20 protein-coding genes are annotated in these 20,738 nt (G+C 40.4%); 11 read left to right on the top strand and 9 right to left on the bottom strand.

From position 1 onward, the window contains the following. Positions 1–54: 54 nt before the first annotated feature. A complete protein-coding gene (locus BO26_RS00330; protein WP_036768042.1) occupies positions 55–1,032 on the top strand; it encodes a bile acid:sodium symporter family protein in 978 nt (325 codons plus the stop codon). A gap of 293 nt (positions 1,033–1,325) precedes the next feature. Here the strand turns inward: BO26_RS00330 and BO26_RS00320 are convergent, their stop codons facing one another. Further along, positions 1,326–1,721 (bottom strand): hypothetical protein, encoded by a 396-nt coding sequence (locus BO26_RS00320; RefSeq protein WP_036768040.1) that lies wholly within the window; start codon positions 1,719–1,721, stop codon positions 1,326–1,328. 308 nt (positions 1,722–2,029) lie between these two features. Here BO26_RS00320 and vapB point away from each other — a divergent pair, with 308 nt between their 5' ends. The 6 genes from vapB to BO26_RS00290 all read left to right on the top strand — a co-directional run bounded on the left by vapB (position 2,030) and on the right by BO26_RS00290 (position 5,886). After that, positions 2,030–2,266 (top strand): type II toxin-antitoxin system VapB family antitoxin, encoded by a 237-nt coding sequence (vapB, locus tag BO26_RS00315; RefSeq protein ID WP_036768039.1) that lies wholly within the window; start codon positions 2,030–2,032, stop codon positions 2,264–2,266. Then, on the top strand, positions 2,263–2,682 hold the full coding sequence (locus tag BO26_RS00310) for a type II toxin-antitoxin system VapC family toxin (RefSeq protein ID WP_036768038.1): 420 nt from the start codon (positions 2,263–2,265) through the stop codon (positions 2,680–2,682). Before vapB ends, BO26_RS00310 begins: the two co-directional genes overlap by 4 nt. A gap of 327 nt (positions 2,683–3,009) precedes the next feature. Continuing rightward, positions 3,010–3,294: a hypothetical protein gene (locus BO26_RS00305; RefSeq protein ID WP_036768037.1), complete on the top strand. Its 285-nt coding sequence runs from the start codon at positions 3,010–3,012 to the stop codon at positions 3,292–3,294. A 483-nt stretch (positions 3,295–3,777) separates the two neighbouring features. Continuing rightward, on the top strand, positions 3,778–4,056 hold the full coding sequence (locus BO26_RS00300; RefSeq protein ID WP_036768036.1) for a hypothetical protein: 279 nt from the start codon (positions 3,778–3,780) through the stop codon (positions 4,054–4,056). A gap of 220 nt (positions 4,057–4,276) precedes the next feature. After that, complete coding sequence (locus BO26_RS00295; RefSeq protein ID WP_036768035.1) at positions 4,277–4,546, top strand: hypothetical protein; 270 nt, start codon at positions 4,277–4,279, stop codon at positions 4,544–4,546. Between the two features lie 437 nt (positions 4,547–4,983). Next, complete coding sequence (locus BO26_RS00290) at positions 4,984–5,886, top strand: hypothetical protein (protein WP_036768034.1); 903 nt, start codon at positions 4,984–4,986, stop codon at positions 5,884–5,886. A 115-nt stretch (positions 5,887–6,001) separates the two neighbouring features. Here the strand turns inward: BO26_RS00290 and BO26_RS00285 are convergent, their stop codons facing one another. The 5 genes from BO26_RS00285 to BO26_RS00265 form a co-directional block, all read right to left on the bottom strand. Continuing rightward, positions 6,002–6,973: a P1 family peptidase gene (locus tag BO26_RS00285; RefSeq protein ID WP_036768033.1), complete on the bottom strand. Its 972-nt coding sequence runs from the start codon at positions 6,971–6,973 to the stop codon at positions 6,002–6,004. Positions 6,974–7,089: 116 nt separating this feature from the next. Further along, positions 7,090–8,409, bottom strand: a complete 1,320-nt coding sequence (locus BO26_RS00280; protein ID WP_036768032.1) for an FAD-dependent oxidoreductase — start codon at positions 8,407–8,409, stop codon at positions 7,090–7,092. Between the two features lie 2 nt (positions 8,410–8,411). Further along, entirely contained in the window at positions 8,412–8,666 is a 255-nt protein-coding gene (locus tag BO26_RS00275; protein ID WP_081861809.1) for a (2Fe-2S)-binding protein, read from the bottom strand. A gap of 10 nt (positions 8,667–8,676) precedes the next feature. After that, positions 8,677–9,813, bottom strand: coding sequence for an NAD(P)/FAD-dependent oxidoreductase (locus tag BO26_RS00270; protein ID WP_036768031.1), 1,137 nt, complete (start codon positions 9,811–9,813; stop codon positions 8,677–8,679). Then, a complete protein-coding gene (locus tag BO26_RS00265; RefSeq protein WP_036768030.1) occupies positions 9,810–10,760 on the bottom strand; it encodes a 4-hydroxyproline epimerase in 951 nt (316 codons plus the stop codon). Before BO26_RS00265 ends, BO26_RS00270 begins: the two co-directional genes overlap by 4 nt. Positions 10,761–11,192: 432 nt before the next feature. Between BO26_RS00265 and BO26_RS00260 the strand changes: the two genes are divergently transcribed. The 4 genes from BO26_RS00260 (at position 11,193) to BO26_RS00245 (ending at position 16,561) form a co-directional block, all read left to right on the top strand. Beyond that, positions 11,193–12,029 (top strand): AraC family transcriptional regulator, encoded by an 837-nt coding sequence (locus tag BO26_RS00260; protein WP_051690814.1) that lies wholly within the window; start codon positions 11,193–11,195, stop codon positions 12,027–12,029. Between the two features lie 252 nt (positions 12,030–12,281). Continuing rightward, positions 12,282–13,202 carry a dihydrodipicolinate synthase family protein gene (locus BO26_RS00255; protein WP_036768029.1) on the top strand — a complete coding sequence of 307 codons (921 nt, stop codon included), beginning with the start codon at positions 12,282–12,284 and terminating at the stop codon, positions 13,200–13,202. 53 nt (positions 13,203–13,255) lie between these two features. Continuing rightward, positions 13,256–14,839, top strand: a complete 1,584-nt coding sequence (locus BO26_RS00250) for an aldehyde dehydrogenase (NADP(+)) (RefSeq protein ID WP_036768027.1) — start codon at positions 13,256–13,258, stop codon at positions 14,837–14,839. Positions 14,840–14,959: 120 nt separating this feature from the next. Continuing rightward, positions 14,960–16,561 carry an APC family permease gene (locus BO26_RS00245; RefSeq protein WP_051690813.1) on the top strand — a complete coding sequence of 534 codons (1,602 nt, stop codon included), beginning with the start codon at positions 14,960–14,962 and terminating at the stop codon, positions 16,559–16,561. Between the two features lie 139 nt (positions 16,562–16,700). Here BO26_RS00245 and add read toward each other — a convergent pair whose 3' ends face one another. From add to manA, 3 genes are all read right to left on the bottom strand, one after another. After that, positions 16,701–17,702 carry an adenosine deaminase gene (add, locus tag BO26_RS00240; protein ID WP_036768026.1) on the bottom strand — a complete coding sequence of 334 codons (1,002 nt, stop codon included), beginning with the start codon at positions 17,700–17,702 and terminating at the stop codon, positions 16,701–16,703. A gap of 75 nt (positions 17,703–17,777) precedes the next feature. Then, complete coding sequence (locus BO26_RS00235; protein WP_036768025.1) at positions 17,778–19,328, bottom strand: YdgA family protein; 1,551 nt, start codon at positions 19,326–19,328, stop codon at positions 17,778–17,780. A 136-nt stretch (positions 19,329–19,464) separates the two neighbouring features. After that, positions 19,465–20,640: a mannose-6-phosphate isomerase gene (manA, locus tag BO26_RS00230; protein WP_036768024.1), complete on the bottom strand. Its 1,176-nt coding sequence runs from the start codon at positions 20,638–20,640 to the stop codon at positions 19,465–19,467. Positions 20,641–20,738: the final 98 nt, after the last annotated feature.

The raw sequence follows: 20,738 nt of genomic DNA, 5'->3' as shown, positions 1-20,738 counted from the left end.
TTAGTCCGGTTTACCGGGCTAATTATTTGATTTGCAAAGCAAGGAAAATAATTCATGACTTGGTGGCAAAGATTAAGAGTAGATCCTTTTTTGGTGGTATTAGTGACGGTGGTCGTCATTGCAACATTCTTTCCTTGCGAGGGTGAGATTAAAGTTTGGTTTCAACGGTTAACTACAGCGGCGATTGCTCTGCTGTTCTTTATGCATGGCGCTAAATTATCTCGTCAAGCCATTATTGCGGGTATGGGGCATTGGCGGCTTCATTTGGTGGTTTTTCTCAGCACTTTTGTTTTGTTTCCCATTGTAGGATTAGGGCTGAATTTATTAGTGCCTGAAATAATGACATCAACGGTTTATTGGGGATTTCTTTATCTTTGCGCATTACCGGCTACGGTTCAGTCAGCTATTGCTTTTACTTCTGTTGCTGGTGGTAATGTTGCTGCTGCCATTTGTAGCGCTTCGGCATCCAGTATTTTGGGGGTGTTTTTATCGCCAATACTCGTCGGACTCATGATCCATACGCAGGGAGAAGGCAGTTCTGATACGCTGGAAGCAATAAAATCCATTGTCCTTCAATTGATGGTTCCCTTTATTATCGGACACTTGTCACGGCCATTGGTTGCACGCTGGGTAGAGCGGCATAAAAAACTGGTTAATATGACTGACCGATCATCCATTCTTTTGGTGGTTTATGTGGCTTTCAGTGAGGCAGTTGTAGAAGGTATTTGGCATAAGATTGACGGTTATTCACTCCTGATGATTGGTGTTGTTTGTTGTATTTTATTGGCGATTGTGCTGATTATTAATACTTATACCGCTCGCTGGTTGGGTTTTAGTAAAGAAGATGAAATTACCATTGTCTTTTGTGGCTCGAAAAAGAGCTTGGCTAATGGTGTGCCAATGGCGAATGTTTTATTTCCGGCTGCGACAGTTGGCGTGATGTTATTGCCATTGATGATTTTTCATCAAATTCAATTGATGGTGTGCGCGGTATTAGCGCAACGTTATGCTCGGAGGTTAAGGCGGGAATAGATATGTAAATGGTTGGAAAACACTTTCATTAGATCGAAGGAATGCATCAGTTTTACAGCTGTGTAAAATATGCAAATAACACAAAGATGTGATATATATCACTACAAAATACAACAGGACCTGGCTCACATCAAATTACAGATAATTATGGTGCTGGTACAGATCGCATTAGGTTTAAAAGTTATTCTACAGGCCAAGTTATTAGGATTACCTACAACGGCTAAAGTTGAGCCTATGGTTTACCTTTTTTCAGGATGAATAAAACATAAAAGGTAACAACCATAGGCTTTTTATTAATTAAGATTTTTAAGAATTTCATCTGATAATTTCTTCGATTCAACTGCTTGATAAAACCCCTTTTCTGGAGAAAACGTAGAAACAATTCTTGTTTTTATCACTGGTTTACCGTCAAAATAAATGAACATCTCTTTCCCTAAGTTTTTTTCTAAAAAAAGTTTGAACTTATCATTACAATTCAATCCTTTTTTAACCTTAATAAAAACGTTATTGGAATTCACAGATAACTGATCACCAGTTTCTCTTGCAGAAAGAGCTTGTTCTATACATGGCTTAGATAAATGGAATGTTTCATTACCTGCTATATAATCAAGAGAAAGTGGTTTTTTCTGTGAAACACACCCTGTAAGACCAAGAATAGTAGATAGTATAAGAATTAACTTATTAGTCATAGCAGCTTGTCCTCATCTTTGACATTAGTATTCTCAATTATAGTTACCAAAATAAGTTCTTTTTTGATCCTGTCATATTGGATGGTTGCATAGAGCCCCACTTAAAACTCAAGCAGGGCCGTTAATAGTATATTACTACCAATCACCAAGTAATAATAACATTTTGTCTTATAGAAAAACTCTTACATCTTATTTGGTCTATTCCCGCTCCTCCTCCATATGAATAAAGGAGCATATGTTGACATATGTACGGCTTGGCATATACTATACATATGCTAACTTATTAAGTTAATGGAGTAAAGTACATTATGAGAACAAGAACAGTTTCAGTGTTTAAAAATGGTAATAACCGAGCCATCCGTTTACCGAAAGATCTTGATTTTGATGGAGTGAACGAATTAGAGATTATCCGTGATGGTGATAGCATCATCCTACGCCCAGCAAAACCTAATTGGATCTCATTTAAAGAAGAAGAAAAAGCAGATAATGATTTCTTGATTGAACGTAATGATGTTATTGAAGATGATGGACGGGTTATTCTGTGAAAAAAGTCTACATGCTTGATACAAATATTTGCTCTTTCATTATGAGAGAACAACCTTTATATCTGCTTGAAAAACTTCAAGCGTGTGTAATGAAACGCCATACTATTGTGGTTTCAGCCATTACCTATTCAGAAATGCGCTTTGGGGCAATAGGAAGGAAAGCATCACCTAAATATAATGTTTTAGTTGACGCATTTTGTGAACGTCTTGATGCGATTCTACCTTGGGATAAAGAAGCAATAGACGCAACAGTTATGATAAAAAAATGCTTATCTGATGTCGGAATGCCAATAGGTAATAATGATACTGCAATAGCAGGACATGCAATTGCTGTTAATGCAATATTGGTAACAAATAATACCCGTGAATTTTCACGAGTCGAAGGGCTTAAACTCGAAGATTGGATGAAACCCTAATATTACAATTAAATTTTTTAACCTTAATAGATATAAATCTATGATAGGAAATTGTTGTAAATATATATTAATGGAAATTGTTATATTTACAACAATATAATATTGAGTTGCTAAATTTAGAATGAAAATATTTTCATTGATCCAATTAATGTAATTTAATATTTTAGGTGTTTTATTTTCTAGATTTAAAAATTTGATGAGAGCCACATAAATAATCGTTGTATTAGTTTTTTTTCATCTATACTTAACTTAATTTCATTGTGGTACATATTAGAGTATTGTTGAATTAGATCTATATAAATCTACGTCGATATAATGGGGGATTATATGATTTATGTCAAAAATGCTTCAAATAAGCTGGTTCTAGTTGCAATTAATAAATGGGGAAAAAGGGGTGGTACGGGATATTTTAATATTAATCCGGGAACGGTAGAGGGTTGGGATCGTACTGATGGTCGCGGTTTTGTAATGTCAATAATACGGGAAGGTGAAGCGGAGCCAAAGCCATATTTTGTTTTATCAAATAGCAACATTATTATCCATGATAAAGATATTACTGGTTACGGTAGAGATGTTGAGGATAGTGACCATTGGATATATCCTTTAAATTGAATCGGGAGAATAAATTTATCGTTTGTATATTCATTCTGGCATCCAATTTTATTGGATTTAAAAATATTTCCAGCTTCTAAAGAGGGTAATTTTGCTGTCTATTATTCGTGTGGCAGGTGAGTCAACTCAAAAACCATGGAAAACATTGGGTATGAGTCGTGCTAAATAGTGCAAAATCCATAGGGTATAAACTTATGATAAGAAATTGTTGTAAATATATATTAATGGAAATTGTTATATTTACAACAATATAATATTGAGTTGCTAAATTTAGAATGAAAATATTTTCATTGATCCAATTAATGTAATTTAATATTTTAGGTGTTTTATTTTCTAGATTTAAAAATTTGATGAGAGCCACATAAATAATCGTTTTATTAGTTTTTTTTCATCTATACTTAACTTAATTTCATTGTGGTACATATTGGGATATTGTTGAATTAGAGCTATATAAATTTACGTCGATATAATGGAGGGGTTAATATGATTTATGCCAAAAATGTTTCAGATAAGGTGGTTAAAGTTGCAATTAGTAAATGGAGTAGTGAAGAAGCTGATGACGACTATATTGAGATTGGTCCTGGAGAGGTGGTTCAGTGGGCCAGATCAGATGAACGCGGTTTTCTAATGTCAGTAATATGGGGGGATAATAAACCCGTGTTGTATTCAATGAGATTAGATGGCTACATAATTATTTATAGTAGCTCTGTTGAAAATAACGGCAGAGGGATATCTCCTTTATATTCTTTACCATCTGTCTAAATACAGGCTAAAAATCATTATAAATATTTATAATAATGTAAATGTTTACTTTGGTAAAATGAGTAAGATTTTATAATTTAGATGTTTTTATTTTTTGATCTAAAATTTAGATGCTGGTCGACTGAAATAGTTTTTGTATTGTACCAGTTTTATTAATTTATTGTGTTGTATATAATTGAATTAAATGTAAGTCCATATTGTTGATATAATGGGGAATTATATGATTTATATTAAAAACCTCTCAAGTGAACCGGTTAAAGTTTCGGTTAATAAATGTGGGGAGGAGGGTAGAGAAGAATATCTGGATATAGATTGTGAAGATGTGAAGGTGTGGGATCTATCCGATACGCATGGGGAAGGTTTCGTATTTTCAGTCATACAGAGAGGTACCAAAAAATCATATTTTGCTTCGCATAACAGCTTTATTGGTATTTTTGATGATCATGTCAAAGATAGTGGTAATAGTGTTTCTAATCTTATTTCTTCATAAGATAAATAAATAATAATTTGGTGTCTGATTTAATTGAATGTTAGAAATAATTAAATGACTATAATCAGGAATGGGAACTCCATTCCTGATCTGTTTATATTTAAGGTTTGTTACTTTCGTCCGTAATGCTTTTTTCTGGTTCACAGATAAAGAGACTTCCAGCCTCTTTATGATTAATCAGTTGTCTTTAGAGATAGATAACCTGTTGGGGCTTTTCGACCCTGTTGAGGGACCCGGTTACTGAAGTGGACTTCTGGTTTTTTGTTTACATTTTCTGATTTGTCATAAAATTAATATTTAATCGTGATGTGTAGATTAATTTGATTTAGAGTTTATTGTATATAAATATACCAAATAGAGGGAAGGATATTTAAATAAGTTAATACTCATCTTGTTTTGATTATTTTATTTTTCAATGACTCAGAGGGTTTATAAATATGTTCAAGAATGGCGTTGGTGTTCGCCAACAAGTTAAGAAAGAATTTATTTGGGAAGGGCACATGGAGGCGATTGAAAAAGCGTCTAAAGTGGGTAATTTTGCTGTCAGTTTTCGTGCGGCAGGTGAACCAACGCTGAAAGCGCTGGGTAAAGGTGCTGCAGCGAAAGGACACGATATCCTGGAAAAAACAATTAAACCTGGCTCAATTAGAAAAGCTTATTCTGGCGATGAAGCTTCAGATGTCATAAATAAGGTACGGCAAGCATCTATTGAGGGTTATGTCGGTCACTGGGATAAACAAAGTGGTCATCTTAAAGGTGTGTATATGAGTAGTGGCCACGGGTTATCAGATGGATTGGTCAAGAGAAGAATTTATCCAATAGATTTAAATAATCTCGAAGTAAGTCTCTCTTTCTTGAAAGGAAAAGAGAACTGGGCAGCGCTGCCTTTCACTGGTGACTATGATATGCATGACATGATTAGTTTTACGACACAGCCACATTCAGTTCCATCTGCTTCATTAGAAGAAAAGAAAATAATCGATCTGATTAACCGATTTATTGCTCAATCTGATTTAAACCGGCCATTTGATGATATAGAACATAATGTTATCAGACATGGCCCTCAGGTAAGCTATCCTGCCTTTGCTATGGATAAAGAGAGAGAAGAAGTTAAGAAACGTGGTGGAATTGTCAAAGTTGTTGCCGAGCCTGGAGAGTTTCCAGTTGCTATCATCTGTAAAGGAAAATGGATAATAGCCAATGATATTTATGAATTAGAAAAGTTTTACAACAAGGTTGGCGCGAAAATGAAAGTGAGTTGGAAACCAGGCGCTGGAAACCCAGGTTTTGTTTCTAATCCTGAAAAACCGGGGATGGCTAGATTTAGCCGGAAAAAATAAACATTAGACCCAATCACCCTTTTTACTTATTCGTGAAAAGGGTGATAAGACGTTATGGATTATGACTTTTATTGTAAGCGACATTTAGAGTGTCACTGGATATAGAACCGGTGTTTCATTTTGCTAAATCAGCATAACCTCTAACACCAAATTTTGATTTAGCTGATTTTACAGCATCTAAAATTGCGGCAGCCATGACTTCAGCCGCAAGCATACCAACAATATTCACCGATGAATCCACACCACCTGTTGTCGCGGCGAAAATAGTATCCCCGTCACTCATGGTATGAACGGGGTATATTGTCCTGGCAAGGCCATCATGAGCCATCTGGGCAATTTTTTTCATTTGGCTTTTATTCATATTTGCGTTGCAGCAAATTATACCAATAGTCGTATTTGTTCCCTGAGTGACATGATGATCTTTATAATTTTCTAAAATGTAGGAAATGAGATCGATAAGATGACCATGTTCATCACATGCGCCTGCGATGGTTTTACCATTTTTAGGGTCTCTGATTTCACCAACCGCATTTACAACCACCATGGCGCCTACTGTCAGCCCCCCAGGTAATTTAACAGACGCTGTCCCAAGTCCACCTTTCATGGCTTTGTCAAAACCGGCTATTTTACCTATAGTGGCCCCGGCGCCGGCGCCAATATTTCCCGATGGAAAAGTGTTTGTAGAAGCGTTTTGCGCTGCAATATAGCCCATTCTGGCATCAGGACGAACCGTGGGATCACCAAAATTTAGATCAAAAATTATTGTGGCAGGAACGATAGGGACGACAGCGACACCGACATCAAGACCTTTTTTTCTTTCTTCAAGATAACGCATGACGCCAGAGGCGGAATCCAACCCAAAAGCACTACCACCACTTAGCACTACTGCGTTGATTTTTTGAACGGTATTAATGGGATCTAAAAGCTCAGTCTCCCTTGTCCCTGGAGCAGAACCCCTGACATCAACACCACAAACAGCGCTGTCGTTGAAAATAATTACGCTGCAACCAGTTTGTTTCAACTCATCTTCAGCATGCCCAACTTTGATACCTGGTACATCCAGGATTGTTCCATTTGTTTTACACATAGATGCCCACACCTTAATCTTCAACGTAATTTATTATGTATTTTAATGATTAAATAGATGGATCATAACAAAGGCGACTAAACAAACTGTGACTTTTAGCAGGAATTCGTTATTGCTCAGCGATTGCTGGGGCTTTCTTCTCTGTGTCTTGCTTCGAGTCCTTCTTGAAGGGGGAACTCTGCTGCTAGCGTTTCAAGACTAACAGGCGATAGTGGGATGCGAGGAGAAGGGATTGCCCAATGTTTGATATCGTGGAGAATAGCTGAGCAGATTTTTCCCTGACAAGCTCCCATACCGCACCGTGTCGTCATTTTTGCTCTATTCCAATCCTGAAATGCTTCAAGCTCTTTTAAACGTACATCTTCACAACGGCAGATCAATGTATCGGGTGGAAGAGACTGAGTGATCTCTTCATTCAATTTAAATGTTTGTGTTATCGCTGCGGCGAAACGCCGCCATTTTATTCGTTCCTGCTGCCATTTTTCAGCCAGTGCATATTCACCACTTGCGGTAAATCCGGCCATAAATCCTTCGCAAAGGGCAAGTTCGCTACCACCAATACCTGTACATTCTCCAGCTGCATATACACCGGGTATAGTTGTCTGTTGCCACGCATCTACCTGAATATTTCCTTGTTCATCCAGCAAGCAACCAAATAGTTGCGCTAATTCCGTATTGGGTCTTAAACCAAAACCACAAGCCAGACGTGTACAGGATAATTTTTGTTTCCGTCCTTTATTGCTGATATATACGCCAGTTAACTTGCCTGCTATGGAGGTTTCCACGTCCAGCACCCTGCTGTTTTTGAAATAATTTTTAAGTGGCATGAGCGTGATGGCTTGACGCAACTTTTCTGGCCAATGGGTTAAGCGTAAGCCAAATAACAATAAGCGGTGCAAAGGCACTTGTTCAATGATACCGACTATGTTCCCTCCTGCTTTGTTAACCGTCTCTGCAACTGCAAGCAAAAGCGGGCCGCTACCGGCAATAACAACACGTTCATTAGTCATAGGTAGACCATTTTTTATCAGTGCTTGCAATCCTCCGGCGCTTGTGACACCCGGTAATGTCCATCCAGGAAAAGGAAGTAATTTTTCTTTGGCTCCGGTGCAAAGAATAATGCGTTGGTAGTGAATAATTCGGTACTGATTTGCTGTTGCAGCAATGACACATTGGTTGTCTACCGCAATCACTTTACAGCTTGGCAAGTAGGTCAATGTGTCTTCTGATAGCACTGATAGGTAGTGTTTCGCTATGGGGGGCAATGTATGAAATGGCCCCTGACGCCAAATTTGTCCACCTGCTCTGGGATTGTCGTCAAGCAGGATAACGGTTTGCTGCCCTTGTACCGCGGCTTGTGCGCTGGCTAATCCAGCAGGCCCGGCGCCAACAACCAGTACATCACAGTGCAATATTGTAGAAGAAGATGTTGCCATGTTCAGATCCTCTCAACTTTCATACCCATTTCACACATTGTTTGGCACGCTAAATGGCGGCGACCGTTAATCATCAGACGACATTCCTGACAGATCCCCATGCCACAAAAAGGCACTCTCAATTGATGTGATACAGACATACGGCAATGTTCATCGCCGGTATAAGCTAGCGCTGCCGCAACAGTAATCTCCGCGGGAACTGTGATCGGTTCGCCATCAATAAACAAGGTAATAAGAGGTGATTTCTTGAGTATCATGGCAATCTCTTTAAACAACCCGTGCTACTGTTTGACGGGTTATAGAAGTAAAACGTGCAGGTTGGTAAGGCGATGGATCAATCTCTGTTTTTCTGTTCAGCATCAATGCAGAGATGATTTTGGCACTGCCCGGGGCTGTCGTCACACCTAATCCTTCATGGCCTACAGCCAGCCATAGCCATTCATGATCAGGATGTGGTCCCAATAGCGGCAATCCGTCTGGAGTCGCAGCACGAACACCAGACCAGCAACGTAAGATATTCATCTGACCAAGCTGGGGTAGAAAATAAAGTGCACGCTGGAGCATAGAACGGAGTAGGGCGAGATCAATCGTGGGTTTCTCGTTATGTAACTGGCGTGAAGATCCAATTAAGAGCTGACCAGTTGGGCGAGCTTGAACGTTAAAAGCCGTTGAGGTGCCATCAGCATGTGCACTGGCGCTATACCCTAATTCCACCAATTGGTGGGTGATGCAGGTAGGGTAACGGTCTGTAATTGCCAGTTGTCCTTTTTTAGGGAAAATAGGTAATTCAGGTAGCAAATGTGTACTCCACAACCCATTTGCCAACAATATTCTTGGAGCACAATATTTTTTTCCATTACTCAGTACAACAGCCTGTGATTCTAAGGTATGTACTTGCCCCTTAATGAATTGAATCTTTTCATTACAGGCAGCAAGAAACCAGTGTACGACATTCGGTGCATAGACAATTCCATCCCCAGGAACACATAAACCACCCACTATTCCAGCTTTCACCATAGGTTCTATTTGATGAATCTGTGTTGCTGTCATCGGAATACTTTCAATGCCATAGCGGGCAAGGCGTGCGCTTTTCTCCTCAGCAAGGGCCATTTCGTCCTCTTCATCGGCCAGCCAAAGCGTACCGCATCCACGCCATGCACAATTTTCTGGCATATGAGGGGTGAATGTTCGCCATATATCTAATGAATAACAACTTAATGCCAATTCAGCAGGGCTATCGTCCATACACACGAGATGCCCCATTCCTGCCTGTGTTGCCGCTCCCTTACCACCATCATCAATTACAGCAACGCTCAAACCCTCTTGTACTAACTGATAAGCACATGCGGTTCCAACGATACCCGCGCCAACGATAATGACATCCGATATTTGAGGTGAGGTCATAGGCTAATCCCCCAAACATAGGGATCGTTCTTAGCGATGATTAATCTATTATCACCGTAAACATGTGCTGTTCCCCGGATCACGGGGGCAATTTTCTGACCAATCCATTGATATTGGGCTTCAAAAACACTACCAATAATGCTGGATTGTCGCCAAATCTCACCAGGCTGCAATTTTCCGTCCGCAGCCAGGCACGCTAATTTAGCGCTGGTTCCAGTACCACAGGGTGAACGGTCATAGGTTTTTCCCGGACATAACACAAAATTGCGGCTATTCGCATTGTTATCAGGAGCAAACAATTCAATATGGTCGATACACCCACCGTTTTCCCCCGTGATCCCGGTTTGCTCCAATGCTTGCCGGACTGCCCAACTGTATTGCGTGAGTTCGTCAATATGGTGGGGCGTTAGCGATTGACCATGTTGGTTAATCAGAAAAAACCAATTTCCTCCCCAGGCAATATCCCCATTAACATCACCCACATCAGGCACATTTACGGTGACATTCTGTCGATAACGATAAGAGGGGACATTATGAACAGACACCTCCCCATTTTCATGGAGCACGGCTTCCACAAAACCAACTGGTGTCTCAATTTTGTACTTGCCAGGTTTCAATCTGCCTAGATGATGGAGCGAAGCAATAAGGCCCATGGTACCATGACCACACATGCCCAAATATCCTGCGTTATTAAAGAAGATAGCACCTATATCGGCTTCTGGTGCAGCCGGTGGACATAAGAGTGCGCCTACCAATACATCATTCCCTTTTGGTTCAAGAATGAGAGCTTTGCGCCAGTGATCAAATTCCGCTTCAAAGCGTTGCCGTTGTTTGGCAACGGTTCCTTTGCCAAGGGATGGAAATCCCTCTATTACCGTGCGTGTGGGTTCTCCACCTGTGTGTGAATCAATGACGTGAACAATTTGATATTCATTTTTCTCTGCCATGAGGCCACCCAATTAGTGCATTTTTACCAGATGGTGGCGTAATATTGAGTTTGTCGCTTGATGAATTTCATACCAAAACGTGCTGAAATCAGCATAATGAGAAAACTATTGAATTATCATAGAGGCATTCTGATAAAATGAAAAATTATAAATAAGCCTTTGAGTTTTATTTGTATTTTTACCAAAAAACAATTTATAAATTACATCTATAATATTATTATCTAAACATAAATAAAATAATTGTTAAAAATCAATTAGATAAGTGATAATGATGTCAGTGACTTTCTGTGATAATTATCACATGAATACAATATATTTATTTTGAACATTGCACATATATTAAATCTGATATTTTATTTAGCCAAGATAAATAACCAAATACAAGGTCAAGGTTAATAATCTTATTTTAGTGATAATAGACTGGAGATATTAATGATGAATATAGTCTATAACAACCTATACCAGAATAATGAAAAAAGTGGTCATGATGTTTGTAATGTTGAGTTTTTATCAACACTGTGCAGTGGGCTTGTTAATCACAAACCTAATAACCTGCAAGATATTCTCAATGCGGTTGCGTTAATTACCCCCTTGCTGAATGCGATTCCCAGTGTGGTTTTCTTTATTAAAGATATTAAAGCACGTTACCTCATTGCCAACCTGACACTGGCTACACGCTGTGGATTTAAATCGATCTCTTCGCTACTCGGTAAAACCTCCTCGGAAGTCTTTCCTGCCCAAATGGGTAACTGTTACACCGAACAAGATTTACGTGTATTACATCAAGGGGTGATTATCCAAAACCAGCTGGAACTCCATTTTTACCATGGGCGTAAAACAGGTTGGTGCATGACATATAAATTGCCATTGTATAATCAGCATAATCAAATTATTGGTATGGCAGGAATTTCTCATGATCTGATGGAAGTTAAGGAAAATCATCCTGTGTACCAAAAACTGGCGATTGTTGATGATTATATTCGTGAACATTTTGATCAAACGATTCGTCTCAAAGAGCTAACTCATTTAACACATCTTTCGATAGCTCAATTGGAACGTTACTGTAAACGTGTCTTTCACCTGACTCCCCGACAAATGATCCACAAAATCAGAATTGAAAAAGCCTCTGAGTTGCTGGCTACAAGATTACCTATCACGGATGTTGCCTTGCAATGTGGTTATACGGATCACAGTGCATTTACCCGGCAATTTAAAGCGTTAACTGGGCTGACTCCCAGTGATTTTCGTCAGTCAATAAGGCTGGAGTAATCGTCACCCGAGAAACTGGCCTTTTTACTTGTTTTGCCTGTCATCAGGAATTATCTGGCCCAATCAAAATTCCTCAGCTTTAAATTTCTCATTCCTATTATGCCAATTTCGTCATCGTTTACTGCGAAAAGTAACAAGCTTCTCTGTGGCATAGGATATAAAACTAATAAGTCACATTTTGTTTACAAAATAAAAACAACGCATATTTTGAATATCAATCAAATAAATCAATGGCAATCAAAGGATAGGGTTATGAGCAAAAAGAAAGTTAACTGGCAGGGGGTTTTTCCGGCAGTAACGACACAATTTAACCCCGATTTTTCCATTAATTTAGACGCGACTCATAAGGTAATGATGAACCTGATTAAAGACGGGGTTTCTGGTTTAGTCGTCAATGGCTCCGTAGGGGAAAATACCTCTTTGTCCATGGAGGAAAAGCGTGCTGTCATTGAGCTTGCGGTGGATGTTGCTGGTGGGAAAGTTCCCGTCCTTTCGGGTATTGCGGAACTGACAACCGATAACGCGTGCAAAATGGTTTCTGAATGCCGCCAGGCAGGTGCAAGTGGGGTGATGATCATGCCACCCCTGATTTATACGCCAACACCAAAAGAAAATAGGGCGTATTTCCGTACAATTGCTGCCTCTACCGATTTGCCCATCATGCTATATAACAATCCACTGCTGTATAAAAATGACATTACGCCGAAAATGCTGATGTCTCTGGCCGATTGTGAAAATATCGTTGCGTTTAAAGATTCATCAGGTAATACACGTCCTTTTAGTGATATTCCCAATGAAACCGGTGATCGCTTTATTCTGTTTGCGGGATTGGATGACGTAGTTTTAGAGTCGGTAGCTGTGGGCGCAGAAGGTTGGATTTCAGGCATGTCGAATGCCTTTCCGCGGGAAGGAGAGACTTTATTCCGCCTGGCTAAACAGCAGCGTTATGAAGAAGCTCGGGAGTTATATCGCTGGTTTATGCCTTTGCTGCATCTGGATTTTCGTCCTGATTTGGTGCAATGCATCAAGCTGTGTGAAGAAATGGTTGGTCGTGGTAGTGCCATTACCCGTCCGCCACGTTTACCACTAGAAGGGGAAATATTGGCTGAAGTCCGCGCTATTGTAGAAAAAGCCCTGGCGAATCGTCCTTTGTTACCTGATGTGGGCCTCTGAATGCCATTTTGGTCTGTCGTGCCTACATTTCCTATACCTTTGGAGAAATCGCTATGTTAGTAACACATTCAGGTATGCAATTTATTGGTGGTCGAAGGCAAGCAGAAGGAGATCGTTGTTTACACAGCCAGCGGGCGGTGGATAACTTACCAATGGGTTATGCGTTTTATCAGGCTACAGTACATGAGGTTAATCTCGCCGCTCAAGCGGCAGCCAATGCCTTTACATGTTATAGCCAAACATCGTTAGAAGAACGTGCCGCTTTTTTAGATAAAATTGCGGATGAAATTGATGCTCTCGGCGATGACTTCATTGCCCTTGTATCAGGAGAAACAGCCCTGCCACCCGCTCGACTTCAGGGCGAACAGTCGAGAACAAGCGGGCAAATGAGGCTATTTGCTACGCTGTTACGCCGTGGTGATGTTCATGCTGCCCGCATTGATACGGCGCAACCTGAGAGAAAGCCACTCGCCAGAGTGGATATTCGCCAATGTCATATTCCCCTTGGTCCTGTTGCGGTTTTCGGCGCTAGTAATTTCCCTTTGGCTTTTTCAACCGCGGGGGGTGATACGGCGTCAGCATTAGCAGCGGGTTGCTCTGTTGTTTTTAAAGCACATAGTGGCCATATGGCTACTGCCGAAGTCATCGCAGAAGCCATTGAACGCGCTATTATTGCCACGCAAATGCCTTCAGGTGTGTTCAATATGATTTATGGCAATAACGTGGGAGCCTCTCTTGTCAAACACCCGATTATTCAGGCCGTTGGTTTTACTGGTTCACTGGCTGGTGGACGGGCGTTATTTGATATGGCCATGCAGCGACCACAACCTATTCCATTTTTTGCTGAAATGTCGAGTATCAATCCGGTCATTGTGCTGCCAAATGCTTTAACACAGCGGGGAAAACAGATCGCTCAAGAACTGGCAAATTCATTCACGCTCGGTTGCGGCCAGTTTTGTACTAAACCGGGAATGATCCTGGGGATTCGTTCACCAGAATTTACTCAGTTTATAGCCCAATTAGCGCTGGAAATCACTCTTCGTCCGGCACAGTCAATGTTAAACCGAGGCACATTACTGAGTTACCAAAGAGGGATTCTTCAACTGGATAATGAACCCTTAATGACACAGTTAGCTGTTGGTGAACATCATGAAAATCAGGCAAGTGCGATGCTGTATCATGCAGATATTGCTTTGTTGTTGAATAAAAATGCCTTGTTGCAAGCAGAGGTTTTTGGTCCAGTTGCTATTGTAATTGAGGCCGTAAACCAACATCAGCTCTTACACGCAATTGACTGTTTGCCGGGGCAGCTTACCGCGACCTTGATTGGTGAACACGATGAATTAGCTAATGCGCACGAGCTTAGTCGAAGATTACAGGACATCGCAGGCAGGGTAATTGTCAACGGTTACCCAACAGGGGTTGAAGTCGGTGATGCTATGGTTCATGGCGGGCCTTACCCGGCGACTTCAGATGCGAGAGGGTCTTCAGTTGGTACACTGGCTATATGGCGTTTTCTGCGTCCGATATGTTTCCAAAACTATCCTGAATTCTTACTTCCCCCCGCTTTGCAAAACTGCAATCCGTTAAATATTCTTCGATTAATTAATGGGGAGATGAGTAGGAAAGCATTATAAATCGGCATTACTTAATTACCATATTACTTAATTACTATCTTGAAGCTCATTATTGCGCCATTGCGAAGTTACCTTAACTTTGGTGTATATCAAATAAAAAACAGAAAAGGGCGAATAATTATGGTCTCATTCGAAGCCGCTTCACTGCCAAAATCTAATTCAGGGCAGGGAAAGTTTAAAAAACAGTTAACACTCACAGATTTAACCTTTATTGGATTAGGGGCTATTTTTGGTTCTGGCTGGTTATTTGCAGTCAGTCATGTGTCTGTTATTGCAGGGCCAGCCGGTATTTTTTCCTGGGTAATTGGCGGTGTTGCTGTATTCTTACTTGGCCTTGTTTATTGCGAACTGGGGGCGGCATTACCGAAATCCGGGGGTATTATCCGTTACCCGGTGTTTTCTCATGGTGAGCTCATGGGGTATTTAATGGGGTCTATCACCTTAATTGCGTTTTCCAGTCTTATCGCTATCGAAGTTGTCGCTGCTCGACAATATGCGGCTGCGTGGTTCCCATTTCTTAGTCAGTCTGGTTCCGGTGATCCGACTCTGGCAGGTTGGCTGGTTCAATTTATTTTATTGGCATTTTTCTTTTACCTTAATTACAACAGCGTGAAAACCTTTGCGAAAGCCAACAATATTATTAGTGTCTTCAAATTCGCTGTTCCGCTGCTGGTTATTATTATCCTTTTTAATTATTTCAATCCAGGTAATCTGCAAGTTCACGGATTTTCTCCTTATGGGGTATCTGGTATTCAAGCTGCGGTTTCAGCTGGTGGCATTATCTTTGCCTATCTTGGCCTTACGCCAATTATTTCTGTCGCCGGTGAAGTGGAAAAACCCCAAAAGACAATCCCGGTTGCCCTTATTTTGTCTATTTTACTGTCGACGGTTATTTATGTTTTATTGCAATTCGCTTTTCTTGGCGGGATACCTCCAGAGTTACTCTTTGGTGGCTGGAAAGAAATTGGACAATATTTCTCACTGCCGTTTCGGGATATAGCGTTAATACTTGGTGCCGGATGGCTTGCTTTTTTGGTGGTATGTGATGCGGTTATCTCACCAAGCGGCACTGGGAATATTTATATGAATGCGACTCCTCGTGTTATTTATGGTTGGGCAAAAAGTGGGACGTTGTTTAATGTGTTTACCCGTATTGATGAAAAATCGGGAATACCTCGTCCTGCACTTTGGTTGACATTTATTCTTGCTATTTTTTGGACATTACCTTTTCCGTCATGGGAAAAACTCATCAGTGTTGTTTCCGCGGCATTAATTCTGAGTTATGCGTTGGCGCCAGTCACTGTTTCTGCTTTACGCCGAAATGCCAAAGATATAAAACGTCCCTTTTATGTTAAATGGTTTGCAATCGTTGGCCCGCTCTCTTTTATTATTTCCGCTTTCATTGTTTATTGGTCTGGTTGGGAAACGGTTTCTTGGTTACTTGGGTTACAGATTGTTTTATTCTTTATCTATTTGTTATGCAAAAATAAAGTTCCCGTAGACAAAGTGAGTTTGCGCCAACAGATAACTTCTTCCTTGTGGTTGATCGGTTTTTACAGTGAGATGGTCATTTTGTCCTATTTAGGCACATTTGGCGGTAAAGGCATTATTCCTGCGCCTTGGGATATCGTTGCAGTAGCAGTGATATCTTTAATTGCTTTCTATTGGGGAACTTTTAGTGCTTTACCCAAAGCGGTTTTACCAATGGAAGATGAGGATTAACTTCCCAATAAATATATCCTTCATCCTTCAAGTTGCTGCTTTGTTGGCTGCGTTCACTTGCCGCCGCACTGCAACTTGAAATCTATTGGGTATAATCATAATCAGGAATGGGAAACCCATTCCTGACTGCTATCTGAATTTAACGGTTTGCTACTTTCTCCCGTAATGCTTGTTTTTCTGCATCACCGATAAAAGCGGTTTCCAGCCCATTTATTTGCGCCTGACGGATTTGGGCGGCGGATAAACCCGCAGCAGGGGCGGCAACTTCATATTCATAGCGAATTTCGATACCTTCAACTGCTGGATCGTCTGTGTTAATGGAAGCAAGAACGCCTTTTTCCAAGAATCTTTTTAGTGGATGGTCCAATAAAGAATTAACGGTGCTGGTTTGAAGGTTTGAGGTTAAACAGGTTTCAATACCGATACGATTTTCAACTAAATAATCGATGAGGGCGGGATCAGTAATCGCTTTTACACCGTGACCAATACGAGTCGCGCCTAATTCACGAATAGCTTGCCAAATACTTTCAGCGCCAGCCGCTTCACCGGCATGGACAGTGATTTGCCAGCCGGTATCACGAGCTTTAATAAAATGAGATTGGAAAAGATGACCTGGGAAACTTAATTCATCACCCGCCAGATCCAGTGCAGTAATATGCTGGTGGTGAGCTAGCAAGCCCGCCAATTCCTGAGAGCAGGCTTTTTCACCAAAAGTTCTGCTTAGAATACCAATCAGGCGAATATCGATGTCGTTATTTTGGCGGGCAGAATGGATACCATCAATAACGGCTTCAACAACCCCTTCAATGGGTAATTGATGTTTCATTGCCATGTAATAAGGGGAAAAACGCAATTCTGCATAATCCAGGCCAGCATTTACAGCATCTTCAACATTCTCAATAGCAACACGACGGCAGGCATCTAAATCAGCCAGTACTGCTACACCCCAATCCAGTTTTTGCAAAAAACTAACGAGATCGGGTTCATTCTCAATAACCTGCACATGAGGAAGGAGTAATTCCAGGTTATTAGCTGGAAGTTGAATATTATGCTGGCGGGCAAGATCTAAAATGGTTGTTGGCCGGATATTGCCGTCAAGATGGCGGTGTAAATCTGTTAATGGAAGCTGTATATCAATCATATTCCGGGTCCTTTTTTATATAAAAAAGCCAGTCAAATTCGTGACTGGCATTTTAGCATAAGAGTTTATGGTTGTTTATTGTTTAGGCTGCGCCGTGCCTTCTGCCGGTATATTTCCACTGTTGTGGGTGTCATCCTCTGGCATTGTTTGCTCTGGTGCTTCGTCATTATCAGAAGGTTCGGATAAACCATACTCAGACATGAATTTAGGTAAGGACATTTTCTCACCGTTCATTTCTACATTACCGTCTGCATAATTAAACTTAATGCTAATCGCGTTATTATCAACAGTGGTGATTCTAAACAATTTCCCTAACTGCTCGAATTGTTTTACCTGTTGCTCTGCGTTTTCTTCAGCTCTGTCTTTATCCATACCATTAACCAACGATGCTTGAGTGGCGAATTCAAGCAACATGGGTTTTGGCAATGTCACATTCAGAGACATATCCTGAATCAAAGTGCGGATAGCTTCCTCTGTTGTCATTGAAGATAAGCTACTTTTATCTTTCGGTAAGTTCTTCAGATTCACTTTGTAATTAATGGTGCTTTCGCCTTTGGTATTTTTCCAGGTTAATGGCTCGATACCAAATTGTGGATTATTTTTCAACAGGATAGGCAGATTAGAAAAAACAGCGTCAATAATCTCTGCGTTTACAGCATCGGGAGAGCGATAGTCAGAAGTGAGAGATTTGACTGAGGCATCATTATATGCTTGGGTAAATTTACGCACGGATTCACCATCCAGACGATCCGCTGTAATAGCAAATGTCCCTGAACCGAAATCAATATTTTTTAGTTTGAAGCCATCTAAACTATACGTAATTTTCCCTTTCAGATTCGTTTCGTCTTCACTGATATTTGAACCCATTTTCAGGCCAGAGAGAACGATATCTTGGTTACCGATATCTTTCAGACTGATTTCCTGAATGTTGATGTTTTGATCACCCACATAGATATCAAATTTGCCCTTTTTATTGGACAGGTTTAAATCAACACCTTTAACAACGAAGTTTTCATCATTTTTGTTGATAGTCAGTTGATCACTCTTTATTGTCAGTGAGATATCTTTCAGCTCGCGGCTGAGATCTGAAGTCAGTTTGGCGCCAGAAAAATTGAATTTAACGCCATCTTTTGCAAAATCGACGGGGATGATATCAACATCAGAAATAACAGAGCCACTATAGCTGACACGAGAATCAACCGTGAACAGGGGTTTTCCTTTCGTGACTTCAAATAATGGTTTTAGAGCTTCATTATTTTCCAATTTGGAATGAACGGAAGCTATGCTAGGAATAAGGACAAATTTCTTTATTTGTGCCAGCGGGAAAGGGCCATGATCAATCACAGATTTAATTTCAATCCCATCACCTGGCTTGATTTCTGCGTTTTTAATACCTGCTTTAACCGTCAGGACAAGACGTACATCAGAACTAAATACGCCACGATGGAAATCTTTACTCTGTAATACCAGACCGGTTTCAGGAAATGCTTTTTCCAGTTCCGCATTTGCGTGGGCAACGGCTTGGCCAATATGTTGCTCGATTTGTTTACCGGTATACCATGAAGCTCCGGTCCAGATTGCACCCAAGGCAACAATAACGCCTACTGCCACTAACGATTTTTTCATAATGGAAATCCATCCTTTTAGTACATAATTTGCAAATAAATATGTACTCTTCTAGTATAAAAATGGCTGTTAACATAGCTTGAAATTTAAGTCGCAGTTAACAGCCTGTGAATAAGTTTTAAACCCGGATTAGCGATTATTGATTAAAAATCCGGGCAGTCAAACCATAACCGTGAATAATCACAATCTTCTCGGCAGCAGATATAAATGCTGATTCACCCGGGGAAATCCTTAATTGGTGTTCGCCAGATTGTATAACTGTTTGACCTTCAATACAAAAAACAATCGATGCTGAATTGTTCTCAAGAGTAATTGGCTGCTGTGATAGAGGATAAATGGAAAATGCAAAATCATTGATGGGAACAGGGTAGTTTTGCGCTGTTTTTTGCTGTTTTGGCAGGGTTAATAATGTGTTTACTGGTTTTGATACAAAATCAAGATTTGCCATTAACTCAGGAATATCCATATGTTTATTGGTTAAACCAGCCCGCAGAACATTATCTGAGTTTGCCATGACTTCAAGCGCAACGCCTTCCAGATAAGCGTGAGGCGTACGGGCACATAAAAACATTGCCTGGCCTGGTTCAAGTTCAATAACGTTTAATAAAAGCGGGGTAAACAGACCATTGTCGTCAGGATAAAACTCTGCCATTTTTTTAATGGTATCCCAGGGTTCTCCGATGCGGCTGTTTAATGCTGATTTTAATACACCAAGAGCCAGTTGTTTTTGTTTGCCGCTCATATTGAGTAATTGGCAAAATAAAAAAGCAAGATTCTGTTCATCCGGTTTTTGGATAAAAAATCGAATCCTGGGATGTGCCGCAGTCACAAACTCCAGTAATTGTACGATTTCGTTTAATGGCCGAAATCCATTGATTGCCCGGAAAGAGGTCAGGGCATAAACCAACTCGGGCTTATGGTTATCATCTTTGTAATTTCTTTCCGCTGAATCCAGTGGAATACCCGCGGCATTCTCTTTAATAAAACCCTCTTCTGCGGATTTTTTATCGGGATGAACCTGAATAGAGAGCGGTTGAGCCGCACACAAAATTTTAAATAAGAAAGGTAAACGGTGAAATTTACCTGCAACCTCTTTCCCCAGATATTTTTCCGGATCACAGGCTATTAATTCATTTAGGGCAACCGGTTTCCCCGTTTCAGGATTGACGACAATTGAACTGCTTTTAGGATGAGCGCCCATCCACAATTCAGCCATTGGCAGATTATCTGGATTTTCAACACCATAAATATCAGTCAGGGCAGTTTGGCTTCCCCATGAATAGTGCTGGATCTGATTTATCATCTTAAACATGGCTGTTACTCTCTTTTTAAAAAAATCAATCTATTTCCTTGCGACTACAATACGATAAACACGACTTGGTCGGCATAATCAGGAACTAATATATGGCA

The sequence above is a fragment of the Photorhabdus australis DSM 17609 genome (assembly GCF_000711895.1).
In the GTDB taxonomy this organism is placed as follows: domain Bacteria; phylum Pseudomonadota; class Gammaproteobacteria; order Enterobacterales; family Enterobacteriaceae; genus Photorhabdus; species Photorhabdus australis.
Note: the sequence above shows the minus strand (reverse complement) of the source record. Positions and strands in the feature narration are given on the sequence as shown.

Excerpts from the sequence above, each read along its gene's own strand:
- BO26_RS00235 (WP_036768025.1), bottom strand. The coding sequence starts at position 19,328 with ATGAAAAAATCGTTAGTGGCAGTAGGCGTTATTGTTGCCTTGGGTGCA.
- BO26_RS00280 (WP_036768032.1), bottom strand. The coding sequence starts at position 8,409 with ATGGCAACATCTTCTTCTACAATATTGCACTGTGATGTACTGGTTGTT.
- BO26_RS00300 (WP_036768036.1), top strand. The coding sequence starts at position 3,778 with ATGATTTATGCCAAAAATGTTTCAGATAAGGTGGTTAAAGTTGCAATT.
- manA (WP_036768024.1), bottom strand. The coding sequence starts at position 20,640 with ATGTTTAAGATGATAAATCAGATCCAGCACTATTCATGGGGAAGCCAA.
- BO26_RS00265 (WP_036768030.1), bottom strand. The coding sequence starts at position 10,760 with ATGGCAGAGAAAAATGAATATCAAATTGTTCACGTCATTGATTCACAC.
- BO26_RS00260 (WP_051690814.1), top strand. The coding sequence starts at position 11,193 with ATGATGAATATAGTCTATAACAACCTATACCAGAATAATGAAAAAAGT.
- add (WP_036768026.1), bottom strand. The coding sequence starts at position 17,702 with ATGATTGATATACAGCTTCCATTAACAGATTTACACCGCCATCTTGAC.
- BO26_RS00320 (WP_036768040.1), bottom strand. The coding sequence starts at position 1,721 with ATGACTAATAAGTTAATTCTTATACTATCTACTATTCTTGGTCTTACA.
- BO26_RS00290 (WP_036768034.1), top strand. The coding sequence starts at position 4,984 with ATGTTCAAGAATGGCGTTGGTGTTCGCCAACAAGTTAAGAAAGAATTT.
- BO26_RS00255 (WP_036768029.1), top strand. The coding sequence starts at position 12,282 with ATGAGCAAAAAGAAAGTTAACTGGCAGGGGGTTTTTCCGGCAGTAACG.
- BO26_RS00250 (WP_036768027.1), top strand. The coding sequence starts at position 13,256 with ATGTTAGTAACACATTCAGGTATGCAATTTATTGGTGGTCGAAGGCAA.
- BO26_RS00295 (WP_036768035.1), top strand. The coding sequence starts at position 4,277 with ATGATTTATATTAAAAACCTCTCAAGTGAACCGGTTAAAGTTTCGGTT.
- BO26_RS00270 (WP_036768031.1), bottom strand. The coding sequence starts at position 9,813 with ATGACCTCACCTCAAATATCGGATGTCATTATCGTTGGCGCGGGTATC.
- BO26_RS00275 (WP_081861809.1), bottom strand. The coding sequence starts at position 8,666 with ATGATACTCAAGAAATCACCTCTTATTACCTTGTTTATTGATGGCGAA.
- vapB (WP_036768039.1), top strand. The coding sequence starts at position 2,030 with ATGAGAACAAGAACAGTTTCAGTGTTTAAAAATGGTAATAACCGAGCC.
- BO26_RS00305 (WP_036768037.1), top strand. The coding sequence starts at position 3,010 with ATGATTTATGTCAAAAATGCTTCAAATAAGCTGGTTCTAGTTGCAATT.
- BO26_RS00330 (WP_036768042.1), top strand. The coding sequence starts at position 55 with ATGACTTGGTGGCAAAGATTAAGAGTAGATCCTTTTTTGGTGGTATTA.
- BO26_RS00245 (WP_051690813.1), top strand. The coding sequence starts at position 14,960 with ATGGTCTCATTCGAAGCCGCTTCACTGCCAAAATCTAATTCAGGGCAG.
- BO26_RS00285 (WP_036768033.1), bottom strand. The coding sequence starts at position 6,973 with ATGTGTAAAACAAATGGAACAATCCTGGATGTACCAGGTATCAAAGTT.